The 15,906-nt window shown below is 68.5% G+C and carries 11 protein-coding genes; 4 read left to right on the top strand and 7 right to left on the bottom strand.

From position 1 onward, the window contains the following. Window positions 1-36: 36 nt before the first annotated feature. The 6 genes from LRH25_RS11600 to LRH25_RS11575 form a co-directional block, all read right to left on the bottom strand. Window positions 37-3,414 (bottom strand): S41 family peptidase, encoded by a 3,378-nt coding sequence (locus LRH25_RS11600; protein ID WP_141287471.1) that lies wholly within the window; start codon window positions 3,412-3,414, stop codon window positions 37-39. 116 nt (window positions 3,415-3,530) lie between these two features. Further along, window positions 3,531-4,109, bottom strand: a complete 579-nt coding sequence (locus LRH25_RS11595) for a YdeI/OmpD-associated family protein (protein ID WP_141287470.1) — start codon at window positions 4,107-4,109, stop codon at window positions 3,531-3,533. Next, a complete protein-coding gene (locus LRH25_RS11590) occupies window positions 4,106-4,531 on the bottom strand; it encodes a hypothetical protein (protein WP_141287469.1) in 426 nt (141 codons plus the stop codon). Before LRH25_RS11590 ends, LRH25_RS11595 begins: the two co-directional genes overlap by 4 nt. A gap of 43 nt (window positions 4,532-4,574) precedes the next feature. Beyond that, complete coding sequence (locus tag LRH25_RS11585; protein ID WP_141287468.1) at window positions 4,575-5,126, bottom strand: DUF1697 domain-containing protein; 552 nt, start codon at window positions 5,124-5,126, stop codon at window positions 4,575-4,577. Then, entirely contained in the window at window positions 5,126-6,862 is a 1,737-nt protein-coding gene (recJ, locus tag LRH25_RS11580) for a single-stranded-DNA-specific exonuclease RecJ (RefSeq protein WP_231011190.1), read from the bottom strand. Before recJ ends, LRH25_RS11585 begins: the two co-directional genes overlap by 1 nt. Before the next feature lie 16 nt (window positions 6,863-6,878). After that, on the bottom strand, window positions 6,879-7,847 hold the full coding sequence (locus LRH25_RS11575; RefSeq protein WP_231011189.1) for a hypothetical protein: 969 nt from the start codon (window positions 7,845-7,847) through the stop codon (window positions 6,879-6,881). A 245-nt stretch (window positions 7,848-8,092) separates the two neighbouring features. On the opposite strand from LRH25_RS11575, the gene LRH25_RS11570 reads away from it, so the two are divergent. From LRH25_RS11570 to LRH25_RS11555, 4 genes are read left to right on the top strand one after another with little or no spacing between them, the layout of a single operon-like run. Next, entirely contained in the window at window positions 8,093-10,738 is a 2,646-nt protein-coding gene (locus LRH25_RS11570) for a hypothetical protein (protein ID WP_231011188.1), read from the top strand. Between the two features lie 40 nt (window positions 10,739-10,778). Then, window positions 10,779-12,059 (top strand): lipoprotein-releasing ABC transporter permease subunit, encoded by a 1,281-nt coding sequence (locus tag LRH25_RS11565; protein ID WP_141289479.1) that lies wholly within the window; start codon window positions 10,779-10,781, stop codon window positions 12,057-12,059. Between the two features lie 7 nt (window positions 12,060-12,066). Then, on the top strand, window positions 12,067-12,774 hold the full coding sequence (locus LRH25_RS11560) for an ABC transporter ATP-binding protein (protein WP_231011187.1): 708 nt from the start codon (window positions 12,067-12,069) through the stop codon (window positions 12,772-12,774). Window positions 12,775-12,783: 9 nt separating this feature from the next. Beyond that, complete coding sequence (locus LRH25_RS11555) at window positions 12,784-13,605, top strand: TatD family hydrolase (protein WP_231011186.1); 822 nt, start codon at window positions 12,784-12,786, stop codon at window positions 13,603-13,605. A gap of 4 nt (window positions 13,606-13,609) precedes the next feature. Here the strand turns inward: LRH25_RS11555 and LRH25_RS11550 are convergent, their stop codons facing one another. After that, complete coding sequence (locus tag LRH25_RS11550) at window positions 13,610-15,886, bottom strand: prolyl oligopeptidase family serine peptidase (protein ID WP_231011185.1); 2,277 nt, start codon at window positions 15,884-15,886, stop codon at window positions 13,610-13,612. Window positions 15,887-15,906: the final 20 nt, after the last annotated feature.

Here is a 15,906-nt window from a genome sequence, read left to right as displayed (position 1 = left end):
CGGCCGTTCTGTCTGGCAGCGCAGCGGTTCAGTGCATCAGGGCTTGATGCCCTTCAGCAGTTCCTTCACGCCGGCTGCCAACTGCTGGTCATCGCCCTTGACGATGCGGGACGGGTCGTTGGCGACCTGGATGTCCGGCTGGATCAAGGCCTTTTCCATGTACTGGCCCTTGGCGTCCACGAAGCCGACTTCGGGAATGCCGAAGTAGACGTTCGGGTCCTGCAGCGTTTCCCACCACACGGCCGTGCCGGTGCCTGCCACCGGCATGCCGACCAGCTTGCCTAGCCCCAAGTGCTGGTAGGTCCACGGGAACAGGTGCGCGTCGGAGTAGTTGCTTTCGCTGATCAGCACCAGCGAAGGCTTGGTCCACTTGCCGGTGGGCTCGGCGCCCAGGTGCTGGCCGCGCGGCACGAAGTCCAGGTAGGCCTTGCCGCTGAGCAGCGTGGCCAGTTCGTCGTGCAGGTTGCCGCCGCCGTTGAAGCGGGTGTCGACGATGACGGCCTGCTTGCCGCTGTGTCGGCCCAGCATCTCCGAATAGACCTGGCGGTAGCTGTCGTCGTCCATGCCGCGCACGTGCACGTAGCCGACCTTGCCGCCCGAGAGCTTCTCCGTCAGCGCGCGTTCGGCCTTGACCCAGCGCTTGTACAGCAGCTCGTTCTGCTCGCCGCCCGGGATGGGTTTGACCACCTCGTCGAAGCGCTGGTTCTTGGCCGGGTCGAACACACCGAGCACCACGCGCTTGCCAGCCTTCTGGTTCAGCAGCGAGTCGTATTCGGCACCGGCGGCAATCGTCACGCCGTCGATCTTCTCGATCACCATGCCGGGCTGAATGCGTGCCTCACCGGCCTGCAGCGGGCTGCCGTCGATGATCTCGGCCACCTTCAGGCCGGCGCCGGTGAAGGCCGGGTCGAAGAACACGCCCAGCTGGGCTGTGGCGTCGCCTGCGCCAGGCTTGCCGGTGTAGCCCGAGCCGGTGTGCGAGACATTCAGCTCGCCCAGCATTTCGCTCAGCAGCTCGGCAAAGTCCTCGCCGTTGGCGATGTAGGGCAGCTGGCGCTCGTAGACCTTGCGGTAACCGGCCCAGTCCACGCCATTCATGTCGGCCACGTAGAGCTTGGCCTGGGTCTGGCGCCAGACGTGGTCGAACATGTAGGCGCGTTCGGCACGCAGGTCCAGGTTCAGCTCGGCGGCGAACTTGACCGGCTCAGGCTTGACGGGGCCGTCTTCCTTGGGGAGTTTGAACTTCTGGATGCCGCCATCGGCCAGCACAAACACGGTTTCGCCCTTGGCGTCCAGTTGCAGGTCCACCGGCAGCGGGTCGCCGTGGCCACCCTTGCCAGCCGGGAAGCCGCCGACCTTCTTGTTCTCCTTGCTGCGCAGGCGGTTGACCCACAGCTCGATGCCGTCGGCCGTTTCCAGCAGGTAGACCAGGGCTTCGCCATCTTCCGAGAGCACCGCAGCGCGCACGTTGCCGGCGTTTGGCGTGAGCCGCACCACGCGGTCCTCGACCTGGTCCAGCTCCAGCTTCACCGGCTCGGGCAGGGTGATGGCGTCGTCGTCCTTCTCCTTGTCCTTGCCGCCCTTCTTGTCGGCCTTGGCTTCTTTCGCCTTGTCCTTTTCCTTCTTTTCCTCTTCTTCCTTCTTCAGCAGCGCGGCGTATTCGCCCTTGTCGAGGTTGAAGCGGTCGAAGGCCTCGCGGGTGAAGAACATCGCGTAGACGTCCTTCTGCGACGAGCCGGAGGCGCCGTGCATGCCGGTGCGGTCGGTCAGCCAGACCATCATCTGGCCGTTGCGTGCCCACTGCGGCGAGAAGTCGTCATAGCCGCTCTGGGTCAGGTTGACCAGCGGGCGCTTGCCCTGCGCATCGATCAGGCCGACCTCGGCACCCCAGCGGTTGCGGTCCACGAACTGGGTCAGCAGCGAGTGGCCGTCGGGCGACCAGTCGAACCACTGGTCGCCGTCGGCGTAGGAGTAGTTCCATTCGGCCGGCAGCACGGTGCGGGTCTGGCCGCTGGCCAGGTTCAGCACCTTCAGCGTGTTGCGGTTTTCCAGGTAGGCCACTTCCTTGCCGTCCGGCGAGTAGCGGGGCTGGAAGTTGTCCTTGCCGTTGCTCAGCAGCGTCTTGATCTGCACCTTGCCGGCGCTGTAGAAGTTCGGCGATTCCTTCTTGTTGCCGGGCAGGCTGGCTTCGTAAAGGCTCCAGGCGCCATCGCGCTCGCCGGCAAACAGCAGGCGCCGGCCGTCCGGGCTGAAGCTGACCGAGCGTTCCTGCGTCGGCGTGTCGGTGATGCGCTTGGTGTCGCCGAACTCGGACGAGGCGACAAACACCTCGCCACGAATCACGAAGGCCACTTCGTTGCCACTGGGGCTGGGCGACATCTCGGTCGCGCCCTGCGACAGGCGCTGCAGCTCGGTGCCGCGGGTGCGGGTGTCCGCGGCGATCTGCACGGCGACCTTGGTTGGCGCGCTGGCGCCCGGGGCCAGGCGGTAGAGCTCGCCGTCGTAGCCGAAGCTCAGCGTGCCGTTGCTGGCCATGCTGAGGAAGCGCACCGGGTTGGTCTTGAAGCTGGTGACCTGCACTGCCGCTTCGGGTTGGTTCAGCGGCATTTTCCAGACGTTGAACGAGCCGCTGCGCTCGCTCAGGAAATACACCGCCTGCTCGTCGGGCGACCAGACCGGGTTGCGGTCCTCGCCGCCGAAGGTGGTCAGCTGGCGGTGCTGGCCGGTCTTGGTGTCGTAGAGCCAGATGTCATGCGCCACCGGCGAGACATGGTGCTTGCGCCACAGGTTCTCGTAGCCTTTCCAGTCCTCGTACAGCATCTGCGTGCCAGCCTTGTTCAGCTGGGCCGAGAGGGCCGGCGTGCTGAGCAGCTGCACCGGGCGCTGGCCGGCTTCGACCGAAACCTTGTACAGCTCGCTGGCCTGGCCCGAGGGGAACATCAGGTTGCCGCGGGCGTCCATGTGGGTGCCGGAGAACAGCACTTCCTTACCGTCCGGCGTGAAGCTCAGCGGCGTCTCGTTGGCCGAGTGCGTCGTCAGCCGGCGCGAAGGGCCGCCCTGGGCCGAGACCAGGAAGACATCGTAGTTGCCATAGAGGTTGGCCGCGTAGGCGATGCTGCGGCCGTCTGGCGACCACACGGCGCGCGAGTTGCTCTGGCCGTTGGCCACCAGCAGCCGGGCCACGCCACCCTCGGCGGGCACGACAAACAGGTTGCCCTGGAAGCTGAAGGCGATCTGGCTGCCATCGGGCGAGATGGCCGGGTAGCGCATCCACAGCGGATCCTGCAGCGGGCCCAGGGCCGGGTTGGCGCTGGCCGCGGAAGGTGTGGCTGCTGAAGCTGAGGTAGCAGCGGTGAGCAGGCACAGCGTGGCGGCCGCATGGGCCAGCGCACGCAAGGGAGTCGAAAACAACATGGACGGTCCTGGACAGGGAGCGATGGTGACGGCAATTTGACACCAGCCGCACTGTCGTTTTTCTGTCCGCAATCCCCTTGAACGTGGCTCCCCGTTCGTCGCAAAGCACGCGACAACTAGCGGTATTTCTGCGTATGCCCGAGCCGCTCACCGCGGGCGCAGCTGGCCAGCAGTTCCGCCAGCCGCCGAGCCTGGGTGGCGGCCGTCTTGGGGCTGGTGACCCAGTGCACCGCCGTGCGCCGGTAGCCTGGCGGCTGGGCCAGGAAGAAGGCCAGGGCATCGGGCAGCGCATGCAACTGCGCCGCCATCTCCGGCGGCAACTCCTGCGGCCGGGCGGCAAAGGTGTAGCCGGTGTGGTGTTCGGGCTTGCGCGCCTCGAACACCGCCAGCCCCTCCGGCCGCATGCGCCCCTCGGCCAGCAACACCGGCACCCGCTGCACGTTGACCATGCTCCACACGCTGCCGGGCCGGCGCGGCGTGAAGCGGATGCTGTAGCGCGCGTCGTCGATGCGCCGGCGCACGCCGTCGATCCAGCCCACGCACAGCGCCTCGTCCACCGACTCGGGCCAGGTCACGCTGGGCTGGCCGCTGCCCACTTTCCAGTAGCCCAGCAACAGCTCGGTCTGGGTGGCGTGGTGGCGCTTGAACCAGGCGTGCAACTGGGCTGGCGTGGCGAAATACAGGGCTTCACTCATGGTGGTGCGCTGGCGGCGCTGGTGGCAGCGCCCGGTTCGCCCATCACCTGCGCCAGTGCGGCCGAGCGCAGCTGGCCCTTGCCGATGGGGCGGCCGGCGGCAAAGACCTGGAAGTCCGGCTGCTTCGCTTTCACGCGGAACGGCTGAAGGCAGCGGATCGCCAGGTCCTGCGTCTCGCCAGGGTTCAGCTGGCCCTCGGGGTCGTACAGCCGCAGCGCGCAGGTCAGCACTTCGGGTTCGCCGGAGAAGCGCAACTGGGCCATGAAGTTGTGAAAGACCGGTGCATCTCGCCCGCTCTTCAGGCCCAGCGGCCAGAGCTGCAGGTTCACCGCCACGTTGCGGTCGGCGGGGAACTGGAACAGCTCGGCATCGGCTGGTGGATCGGCCGCGAGAGCGCTCGCGCCGAAGATCAGCAACGGCACAGCCAAACGCCAGCGGGCAGAAAGGCGACAACCAGCCATCGCCTTACCCGTTCGCCAGCGCCTGCAGTTTCTTCATCGTGGCCCAGTTGCGGCTGGTCGCGCGGTCCTTGAACAGCTTCTCGAAGGCCGGCGCCAGCTTGCTGTCCAGGATGCCCGGCTCGCAGCGCAGGTAGGCCACGCCGGGGCCGATGGCAAAACCGTCGGGCGCCCAGTCCTTCTCGCCCAGCTGCTTCAGCGCGGCGCTGGTGGCCTCGCTGTCCGGCTCCCGCAGCACGGCCACCAGCAGGCGCGAGGCGATCTCGTCGGCATCGTCCCAGGGCATGGCCGCGAGCATCGCGTCCAGCTGCGCGGCCGAGATCACCGTGGTCTTGCTCTGCACGCCCAGGTGTTGCTCGATGGCAGTTTCGATGGCCGCTGCCAGCTTGATCGCCGTGGGCCTGCCGGTCGCGCTGAAGACGACATTGCCGCTGTTGAGCAAGGTGCTCACCTCGCTGTGGCCCAGCTCGGTCTCCAGCAGCGTGCGCAGCTCCGCCATCGCAATGCGCTTGGCCTTGCCGACGTTGATGCCGCGGAAGAGGGCGATCCAGCGGGCCATCAGACGGCCGCCTCCACGACCATCTGCACGCGCACCTGCCCCTGGAACTCGTCCACGCTGAGCCGGTACGCCAGCCGCACCGTTTCGGCCACCGGCTCGGCATGGCCGAACCAGATCGCGTCGCGCAGCGTGCCTTTGGGGCCGCCGTGGCGCACGCGCAGCTTCAGGTGCTTTTCGCCGACCAGCTTTTGCTGGATGACCACCACCTCGTCGCAGAAAACAGGTGCCTCAAAACCCTGGCCCCAGACCACGGCATCCAGCTTGGCCACCGTCTCGGGGTTGAAGTATTCCGGCAGCAGCGGCCCATCGGTCGCCAGCTTGCGGGCCAGGGCTTCGGGCAGCAGCCATTCCTGGGCGACTTGCTGCAGCGCCTGGTCGAAGGTCTCGAAGTCTTCTTCTGCCAGCGTGCAACCGGCGGCCATCGCGTGGCCGCCGAATTTCTTCAGCACGCCGGGGTGGCGCTTGGTCACCAGGTCCAGGGCGTCGCGCAGGTGGAAGCCGGGGATGGAGCGGCCGGAGCCTTTGAGCAAACCGTCTGCGCCCAGCGCGAAGACGAAGGTCGGCCGGTGCAGCCGGTCTTTCATGCGGCCGGCCACGATGCCGACCACGCCTTCGTGGAAGTCCGGGTCGAACAGCACCACCGCGGCGGGCGGCTGGCCCTCGGGCATCAGCGAGTCCAGCAGCAGCTCGGCCTGCTCGCGCATGCCGGCTTCCACGTCGCGCCGTTCGCGGTTGATCGCGTCCAGCTGCTGCGCGAGTTCGATGGCGCGGCCGGGGTCGTCGGTGGTCAGGCATTCGATGCCCAGCGTCATGTCCGACAGCCGGCCCGCGGCATTGATGCGCGGGCCCAGCGCAAAGCCGAAGTCGAAGGCGCTGGCCTTGGCGGGCTGGCGCGAGGCCGCGGCAAACAGCGCCGCCACGCCCGGCTGCATGCGGCCGGCGCGGATGCGCCGCAGGCCTTGCGCCACCAGGCGTCGGTTGTTGCCGTCCAGCTTCACCACGTCCGCCACCGTGCCCAGCGCGACCAGGTCCAGCAGCGCGTCCAGCTTGGGCTGGGGTACGGTTTCGTAGGCGCCACGCTGGCGCAGCTCGGCGCGAAGCGCGAGCAGGGTGTAGAACATCACGCCCACGCCGGCCAGCGCTTTGCTGGGAAACTCGCAGCCGGGCTGGCTGGGGTTCACGATCACGTTGGCATCCGGCAGCAGCACCTCGCCGTCCACCAATGCGGGCAAGTGGTGGTCGGTCACCAGCACCTGCATGCCGAGCGCGCGCGCATGGGCCACGCCAGCCTGGCTGGCAATGCCGTTGTCCACGGTCAGCAGCAGCTGCGGCTGGCACTGGGCCACGGCCAGGTCGACGATGGTGGGCGTCAGCCCATAGCCGTGAACCGCGCGGTCCGGCACCACGTAGTGCAGCTGCGCGGGCTGTCCGCCCAGCATCGCCAGGCCGCGCAGCGCGACGGCGCAGGCCGTGGCACCGTCGCAGTCGTAGTCGGCCACCACGCAGATGCGCGCGCCGCTGGCCAGTGTGTCCGCGAGCAGCCTCGCGGCGGCATCGGTGCCCTTGAGCAGGCTGGGCGGCAGCAACTGCTTCAGGTCGTCGTCCAGTTCGGCCGGTTCGCGCACGCCGCGGGCAGCGTAGAGGCGTGCCAGCAGCGGGTGTACGCCGCTTTGCTCCAGCGCGTAGGCGGCACGCGGCGGCACGTCGCGCAGGTGCAGGGAAGGGCTGCTTGTCATCGGGTCCTGCAGGAGATCAAAGAGAGGCCAGCAGCGGTGCCGCGTGCACGCGCCCGGGCGCCAGCGGGCCGCGCTGCCACCAGGTCAGCGGGCGCGGCGTGTAGGTCTGCGCACGGCGCTCGCCGCAGAGGCTGAGCGTGAAAGCCTGGCCGGCCGTCACGCTGGCCAGCGCCTCGGCCAGCGGGCCGGCGTCCAGTGCGGCCCAGGCCTCGGCCCAGGTCGTCCAGTCGCCAGCCAGCGCCGGTGCACGCAGGCGGTCGTCATGCACGATGCCGGCGTGCACGCCCGGCATCGGCTGCGTCGGCCCGGTGCCGCTGAGCCAGAAGGAGTTGACCGGCAACAGGCCACGCGCCTCGCGCTCGTCGTTGGCCGGGTGGTTGTACAGCAGCATCTGCACCTCGGCCTGTAGCCGGCGGATCAGCCGGGCCTGCGGGTGCGTGTTCAGCCACAGGTCCACATTGCGGCCGATCACGCGATCCAGCGCCGCGGTCGGCAGGTTGCGCAGGCTGGGGTGCGTGGCATACCAGCGCGTCGGCGCGCCCCACTGCAGCTTCCAGCCGTCTTCCTCGAACAGAGGGCGCAGCGCGTCGAACAGCGTGCGCGACATCGCCTCGTCCAGCCCCAGCGTGGCCGGGTCGGTCAGCGAGACCTGGTCGGTGCCCACATGCCAGTGCGTTGGGCTCAGCAAGCCCCAGCCCAACTCGTCATCCACCGGCGCCAGCCCGTCGCGTTGCGCGGCCACCGCCGCCATAGGCAACAACCCGTCCTGCGCCGGCCCGGCCGGCCAGCCCCAGGCGGCGGCCAGCACCTGCTCGTGCGGCGCACTCAGCGAAAGCTCTTCGTCTTCCTCCGGCGCCGCGGCAGGCCCAGGCCCGGCCGGCTGGAGCCGACCGAGCAGCCGCTCCAGGTTTGGCAATGCCAGCGTTGAGATCGCGTGCTGGGCTGGCGGCGTCAGGGCGCTGGCGAAGGGGAGCACGAGATGCATGAGCGGGATTATCGCGGTGGCGCTGGCGTTGCAAAATCTGCGCTTTACAAACGATTGACAAGACAGCGAGAGGGAGTGGGAGGATGGGAAATCTGTTGCGAGCTTGGTCCCCGACATGCGGCTGGCAAGGGCGCGCGCTCGGTCCATGGGCCTGGGCGGCCGTTGGCTTGCTGATCGGCTTGTTTGGGGGCTGCGGTGGCGGGGGCGGAGGCAGCAACCCGGCATCGTCGCCTGACAAGTTCTCGGTGACGTTTGCGCAACCCGCGGTCAGCACCACGCTGATTGCGGGCCGGAGCGACTCCGTGCTGGTCCAAGCCACGATGTCGTACCAGGGCACCGAGCCGGTCTACCTGCGCCTGGGCGAGTCTCAAGGCCTGGTCAAGGACGGCTCGATGGATGTCTCGGGCGATCTGTTGTCCGCCACGCTGCTGCTGGGCGACGCGATTGCGCCTGGCCAGTACGACAGCACACTGGATCTCTACGCCTGCTGGGATGAAGACTGCAAGCAGCAACTGGCCGGCAGTCCATTCCATCTCCCACTGCACGTGGAGGTCAAGCCGAACCTGCAGATTGCGACGGCCCAACCAATGCGACGCACCGGCCGTGACCCCGCGCCGAGTCAGTCGCTCCCGCTCAGTCTCGTGCCCGAGGCGGGCGAGCTGGCGCTGAGGCAAAGCGGCGCGTATGGGGCTTTCGAGCTGTCGCTGCACGACGGCTTGCTGGATGTGCGGACGCTGCAGATGCCGGCCGGCAGCTATCAGATGCATGCGGAGGTCTACGGCACCTCCGATGATCGCTACAGCGCAAGCGTGGATCTGAGCTATGTGGTGGAAGCACCGGCGGGCGGCGAACTGCCGCTGCGCCTGGCGCCGGAGTTCCTCAATGTGACGATCAAGGCCCAGACGCAGCCGGTCTACCGCTTCAAGCTGCAGCGGCCAACGTGGACGGACCTGGTGGGCCCGTTGCAGGTCTCGGGCGATGCTCACATCACCAACTTGCACCTGGTGAGCGAAGACGAATACGAATTCACCGTGGACGGTACCCAACTCGAAGCAGGCTTTACCTACTACGCCACGATTGCCGCGGACGCCGGCCCGCTTGGCGGGCAGGACCAACTGGAAATCTCGGTGCAGGTCTCGCCAGCTCTGCTGCTTGAGAATCCCGAATTCGGCGGACTGCGCATCAATGCCCAGACCCAGCCTGCCAACCTTCGCTTGCAGTCCCAGATTGCCACGCCCGAGGGCAGCTCGGTTGGCTGGCATGTGAGCTCGGATCAGCCTTGGCTGAAGGTGCTGCGTGCCGATGGCATCACCGGTGTGGACCCGCTTCAGGTGGAGGTGGATCCATCGAAGTTCCCTGCCACCGGCTGGCAGGTCGAGGCAGGGCTGAGTGTCCAGCTCGACCAGGCCGGCGTGAGTGCGGTCCGTGTGCCGGTCACGGTCCAGAATTTCCTGCCGCGCTTCGACCAGGCCTCTCCCGGTGTGCTGACCGGCAGCAGTGCGCGCGTGTACCTGGACGGCATGGTGCTGAGCGACAGCGGGGTGTTGGGCGCAGGCGTCTTGAGCGTGCAGGGCGCCACATTGAGCAATGCGCAGCGGCTCAGCGATACCCGCTTCGCCGGCGACGTGAGCGTCATCGCGCTGGACATCGATGGCGTGGTGGCTGGGCGCGATGTGGTGATCCAGGCCACTTCGCCGCTGGGCGTGACCCAGCGCGTGCTGAAGGCCGTGGCACCGCCGCAGGTGCCCTCTGGCCATCTCGCGTTGCCGTTTGGCAGCTACCGGCCAGCGTCGTACCTGCCCGGTTTGACCGCACTGACCTTCACCGGCGGCGGCGCGCTCTGGCGCTGGCCTCATGACACCGCATGGCGCAGTGCAAAGAAGCAGGCGCTTGCCCAACTGCTGGACGCGGTGCCTTCGCCTGACGAAGCGGCGATCTATGCCGTTGGCGCTCATGCGGTGACGGCGCTTGATCCGGCCACGCTGGCCGTGCTGCGCCAATCCAGTCTGTCCACCGAATGGGGTCACGATGTCTTCGATAGCGCCACGGTACCCGGCAGCAGTGGCCTGGCCTATGCGGCCGATGGTCGGGCGTTGACGGCGGCTTCTGACGACACCTGGCCCACTCGACACGGTGTGAGCTGGCTGGCAGGCTGTCCTTCAAACGATTTTGGCCGAACGGACCTGGCGTCCCACAGCTGCCTTGGCGACCCGGGCAGCGACTACCTGGGCAATGTCGGGGAGTCCAGCAGCGGCGCCAGCATCGCCCGCAGTGCCCAGGGCGGCTCGCTCGCGCTGAGCTATCCCAATGGCCGCATCACGCTCTACAAGGGTCTGGACAAGGCGCGGCTGGAGGCAGGCAGCCTGGCGGCCGGGCGCCGGGTCGTGGCCGTCGCCGACCAGGTCGGCTGGACCATCAGCGACGACGGCGTGATTCGCATGGCACCCTGGTCCAATGCCGGCAGCGGCTTTGCGCTGGCGGCACTGCTGCCGAGCATGCACGTGGCGGGAGGCTACGGAATCTCAGGCAACGGTCAGGCTGCGCTGATCTACAGCTACCGCGTTGCCGACACTGCGGATGGCGCACGTGCGACAGAGCCAACGCTTTCCGTCGTGGCGATTGGCACGCAGACTGTCGTGTCAAGGCTGGCCCTGCCGGCTGCCGTGGGCTGCACTGCGGCGCTTGCCGCCGGTGAAAGTTGCCAGCATGGCGCAAGCATCACGGTGGCGCCAGGCGACCGCAGCGTGTTCGTCGTCGGGCCGCGAGGCGTGGTGGCGATGAGCCTGCCAGATGAGGTCATGAACAGCCTTGCCACGCGGTCACGCGCAGCAAGCGCCAGGAAGGCGCAGGGCATGGTCACGCCAGCGCTTCAGGTGATGCCATTGCATTGAACCGGCGGGGCGGGATGCAGCCTCCGGTAGCATCCGCCCCATGAGTTCACTTCTTTCCGGGTCGGCCTGGCCGTACGAATGGCAGGTTGGCTGGCGCTACACGCGTGCGGGCCGGGCGGGGCGCCGCAATGGCTTCATTTCCTTCATCTCGTTTGTCTCGGTCATCGGCATTGCGCTGGGCGTGGCGGCGTTGATCATCGTGCTCAGCGTGATGAACGGCTTCCAGAAGGAGGTGCGGGACCGCATGCTGGCGGCCATTCCGCATGTGGAGCTGAATTCGGCGACTGACAATGCGCTGCCGGATTGGCATGTGCTGGCCGACAAGGCGAAGACGCTGCCGGAGGTGAAAGCTGCAGCACCGTTCATCGCGGCGCAGTCGCTGCTGGCGCGTGGCGAGGACATGCGGGGCGTGGTGGTGCGCGGCGTGTCGCCGGCCGACGAGGGCGGCGTGACCGACCTGGCCTCGCAGCTGAAGAAGGACGGCACGCTGGACCAACTGCAGCCGGGCGCCTGGCGCATCATCCTTGGGGCTGAGCTGGCGCGCTTGCTGGCAGTGCGCGTGGGCGACTCGGTGACGCTGATCGCGCCGGGCGCGCAGGTGACGCCGGCTGGCGTGGCGCCGCGCTTCAAGCAGTTCACCGTGGCGGGCGTGTTCAGCGTGGGCCACTACGAATACGACAGTGCGCTGGCGCTGGTGCACCTGGACGATGCGGCCAAGCTCTACCGCCGGGACGGGCCGACCGGTGTGCAGCTGCGGCTGAACGACGTGCACAAGGCACGCGAAGTCGGCGTGCAGCTGTCCAGCCTGCTGGGACCGCAGGTGCTGGTGCGCGACTGGACGCGCACCAACGCCGCCTGGTACGACGCGGTGCAGATCGAAAAACGCATGATGGCCATCATCCTGACGCTGATCGTCGCGGTGGCGGCCTTCAACCTGGTCTCCACGTTGGTGATGACGGTGACCGACAAGCGGGCCGACATCGCCATACTGCGCACGCTGGGCGCAAGCCCGGGGTCCATCATGGGCATCTTCGTCGTGCAGGGCGCCGCGGCCGGGGTGATCGGCACCTTTGCCGGCGTCAGCCTTGGGCTGCTGGTGGCCTTCAACATCGACGTGATCGTGCCCTTCATCGAGCACCTGCTGGGCGTGAGTTTCCTGCCCGGCAGCATCTACCTGATCAGCCGCATGCCCAGCGACCCGCAATGGGGCGACATCATGCCCATCGCTGTCATCTCGCTGGTGCTGTCCTTCCTGGCCACGCTGTACCCGAGCTATCGCGCCAGCCGCGTGAATCCTGCCGAGGCCCTGCGTTATGAATGAACCCAAGATGGCAGTCCGGCCAGGTGATGTGGCGCTGCAGTGCGCAGGCCTCAAGAAGCGTTTCATCGAAGGACCGCTGGACGTGCAGGTGCTGCGCGGCGTTGACCTGCAGGTGCGCGCTGGCGAGACGCTGGCCATCGTCGGCGCTTCCGGTTCCGGCAAGAGCACGCTGCTGCATTTGCTTGGCGGACTGGACGCGCCGACCGGCGGCAGCGTGACGCTGATGGGCGAGCGCTTCGACGCGATGAACGCCGCGCAGCAAGGCCGCTGGCGCAACCAGCATCTGGGCTTTGTCTACCAGTTCCACCATCTGCTGCCCGAGTTCAGCGCGCTGGACAACGTGGCGATGCCGCTGCGCATTCGTCGCGTGCCGACGCCTCAGGCGCGGGATGCAGCGCGTGCCGCACTCACGGAGGTTGGCCTGGGCGAGCGGGTCTTGCACCGGCCCTCCGAACTTTCTGGCGGCGAGCGGCAACGCGTGGCGCTGGCGCGCGCGCTCGTCAGCCAGCCGGCCTGCGTGCTGGCCGACGAGCCCACCGGCAACCTGGACCGCGACACGGCCGACAAGGTCTTCGCGCTGATGCTGCAACGCGCCCGCGAACGTGGCCTGGCCTTTGTGCTGGTGACCCACGATGCGGCGCTGGCCGCGCGCTGCGATCGCAGCTTGCGCATGGAGGCCGGGCGTTTGCTGCAGCCTGAAACCGAAGGCGTCTAGGCCCCCACGATGTGGATCGACACCCACTGTCACCTGGACGCGCCCGAGTTCGACGCGGACCGGGATGCTGTGGTGGCGCGGGCGCGGGCCGCAGGCGTGGACATGCTGGTGCTGCCGGCGGTGGCGGTCTCCAACTTCGACACCGTGCGCGAGCTGGCGCACCGGCACCTGCTGAGCTACGCGCTGGGCATCCACCCGCTGTGCGTGGACGAGGCCAACGAGGCCGACCTTGACACGCTGGCCGCGGCGCTGAAGGCACACGCCGGCGACCCGCGCCTGGTGGCCGTCGGCGAGATCGGGCTGGATCACTTCGTGCCCGGGCTGGACCGCGAGAAGCAGGAGCGCTTCTACTGGGCGCAGCTGAAGCTGGCGCGTGCCGCGGGCCTGCCGGTGCTGCTGCATGTGCGCCGCTCGGCGGACGCGGTGCTCAAAGGCTTGCGGCGTTTCGAGGGCGTGGGCGGCATTGCCCATGCGTTCAACGGCAGCGCCCAGCAGGCGGACGAGTTCGTCAAACGCGGCCTGCGCCTGGGCTTTGGCGGCGCGATGACCTTCGAGCGCGCGAACCAGATCCGCGAGCGCTTGGTGGCCGTGCCCGAGACGGCGCCGGTGATGGAAACCGACGCGCCCGACATTCCGCCGCACTGGCTTTACCGCACGGCAGAGCAGCGCGCCGCGGGTGAGGTGACCGGCCGCAACGAGCCCGCCGAGCTGCCGCGCATTGCGCAGACGCTGGCCGAGCTGCGAGGCTGGACCACCGAACAGGCCGCGGCGCAGACCCGGGCCAACGCCTTTGCGGCCTTGCCCCGGCTGGCCGCCCTGATGGCTGGCTGAGGCTTCAGTTCGGCGCCGAGGCAGGCACCGCGGCTGTCGCGGTCGGCCGCATGCTGGTGGCGGGCTGGAAGCCAGGGTCGCCGAGGTTCCAGGCCAGGAAGGCGAACACGTCGGCCAGTTCGGCGTTGCGCTGCTCGGCCGTCTGGCTCACGCCGTGGCCGCCGGCCGTCTCCACCCGCAGCAGCACCGGTGCGCCGCTGGCGGTGGCAGCGGACAAACGGGCGAAGGTCTTGAACGAGATCCACGGTGCCACGCGCTTGTCGTTCATGCCCGTGGTGAACAGCACGGCCGGGTAGCGCGTGCCGGGCTGCACGTGTTCGTAGGTGCTCATGGCCAGCAGCTGGCGCATGCCGGCCTCGGTTTTCACCGAGCCCATTTCCAGCTCGTGATTCGGGCCGTTATCGGTGGCTTCGACGAAGCGCACGCTGTCGGTGATGCCCACGCGCACCACGGCGGCGGCAAACAGCTCCGGCGCCTCGGTGATGGCCCGGCCCACGGCCACGCCACCCATGCTGGTGCCGATGATGGCCAGTTTGTCCTTGCGGGTGTAGCCGCGCGCGACCACCGCCTTGGCGCAGGCGATCATGTCCTTCCAGGTGTTGGGCTTGGTGGCGCCTACGCCGGCTTGGTACCACTCGTGGCCATAGGCGCCACCGCCGCGCGGCTTCACGTCCACCCAGATGCCGCCGCGCTGCAGCCACGGGTCCAGCTTGCGGTTGAAGTAGGCCGTCTCGGCCATGCCGTAGCCGCCGTAGCCGTCCAGCACGGTCATGTGGCTGCCGTCCTTGGCCAAGCCCTTTTTGTAGATCAGCGACATCGGTACCTCGACCCCGTCGTGGCTTGTGCAGGTGGCTTCTTCCGACACCCAATCCTGGCCGATGCCGCTGCGGTCGGGTGGGATCAGCGGGCTGGCCGTGGCGCGCAGGTCCTGCACCACGTAGGCCTGCAGCGCCTTGGTCCAGCCTTGCAGCGTGACCACCACGCCAGGCCGGTGCGGTTGCGCGCCCAGGAATGACACCGCGCCCTCGAACGGGAGTTGCACCTGGGCCGCCTTGTCCACACCCGCACCATGCGGCAGCCGGTACAGCTTGCTGACCGAGCCTTGGCGCACGATGTAGTACAGCCCGTCCTGCACGGCAGTGATCTCGTCGATCACGCCCACTTGCTGCGGCACCACGGCCACTGGCGGCTGAGTCGGCGCACGCAGGTCGTAGCGCAGCACCTGGTAGCGCGGCGCGTCCTGCGCGCTGCGGGCGTAGACCCACGGGCCTTGCTGCGTCACGCCGCGTGCCCGGATGTCCTCGCCGAACAAGGTCTGCCAGGCGGCCGCCGCAGTGGGCTTCAGCAGCGCCTCTTGCGGCGCGAACATCACGCGGGCATTGGCGCCCACCCCGTCGCTCAGCTGCAGCACGGCAAAACCGGGGTTGCTCTGGCTGTCGGCCCAGACCCAGTCGCGTTCGCGGATCTGCGGGCCCATGGCCGCTGTTGCCTGGCCTGCGCCCAGCAGCAAGGCGTCTTCGCCACCGGCCAGGCGGCGCAGGTGGGCCTGCATCTTGCCGAAGGCGGCACCACCCGGGGTCAGCGCGTCGGCCCCGCGCATGTAGATCAGGCCGCGGCTGTCGGGCAGCCACATGCCGGGAATCTCGCCCCAGATGCCGGGCACCGGCGGCATTTCGTCGCGGCCGTCCTTGGTGCTGAACACGCGCAGGTCGCCCAGCTCGGCGTCGGCCTTGGAGACGACGGCGGCCACGTGCCTGCCATCCGGCGAGGCGGCGATGTTGTTGATCGAGTGGGCCACGCCCGTCTGCTTCTCCCACTTCTCCGGGTCCAGCAGCAGGCGCTCGGGCGCGCTGGCACTGGCGCGGGTGTAGAGCTTGGCCACGCGCGCGCCGGGCTCGCGCTTCAGGTAGAACCAGGCGCCACTGCGGGCAATGTCCAGCGAGACGATGGCCGGGCTGCGGTTGGCGTCCAGCGCCTGGATGCGCTCGCGCAGCGGCTGCAGGCCGGGCAGGGCGTCCAGTTGGGTGCGGGTGTAGGCGGCTTGCGCCGCGGCCCAGGCCTGGGTGCTGGGCGAGCTGAGGTCTTCGAGCGCGCGGTATGGGTCGGCCACGCGGGCGCCGGGGTAGTCGGTGACCAGGTTGCCCGGTGGCGCCACGGGTGGCAGCTCGACGGCCTGCGTGCCCGCGCAGAACAGCACGGCCAACACCACGCTCAGCCGCGAGATCGCGCGCGCTGCGGGAGGGCGCGGCAGACGAAGTTCGGCGAGGCGTGCGAGTGGCATGGCGGGCGTCCTGATGTTGC

The organism is Ideonella azotifigens (genome assembly GCF_021043325.1).
In the GTDB taxonomy this organism is placed as follows: Bacteria; Pseudomonadota; Gammaproteobacteria; order Burkholderiales; family Burkholderiaceae_C; genus Ideonella; species Ideonella azotifigens.
This window is presented reverse-complemented; position numbering and strand designations above follow the sequence as displayed.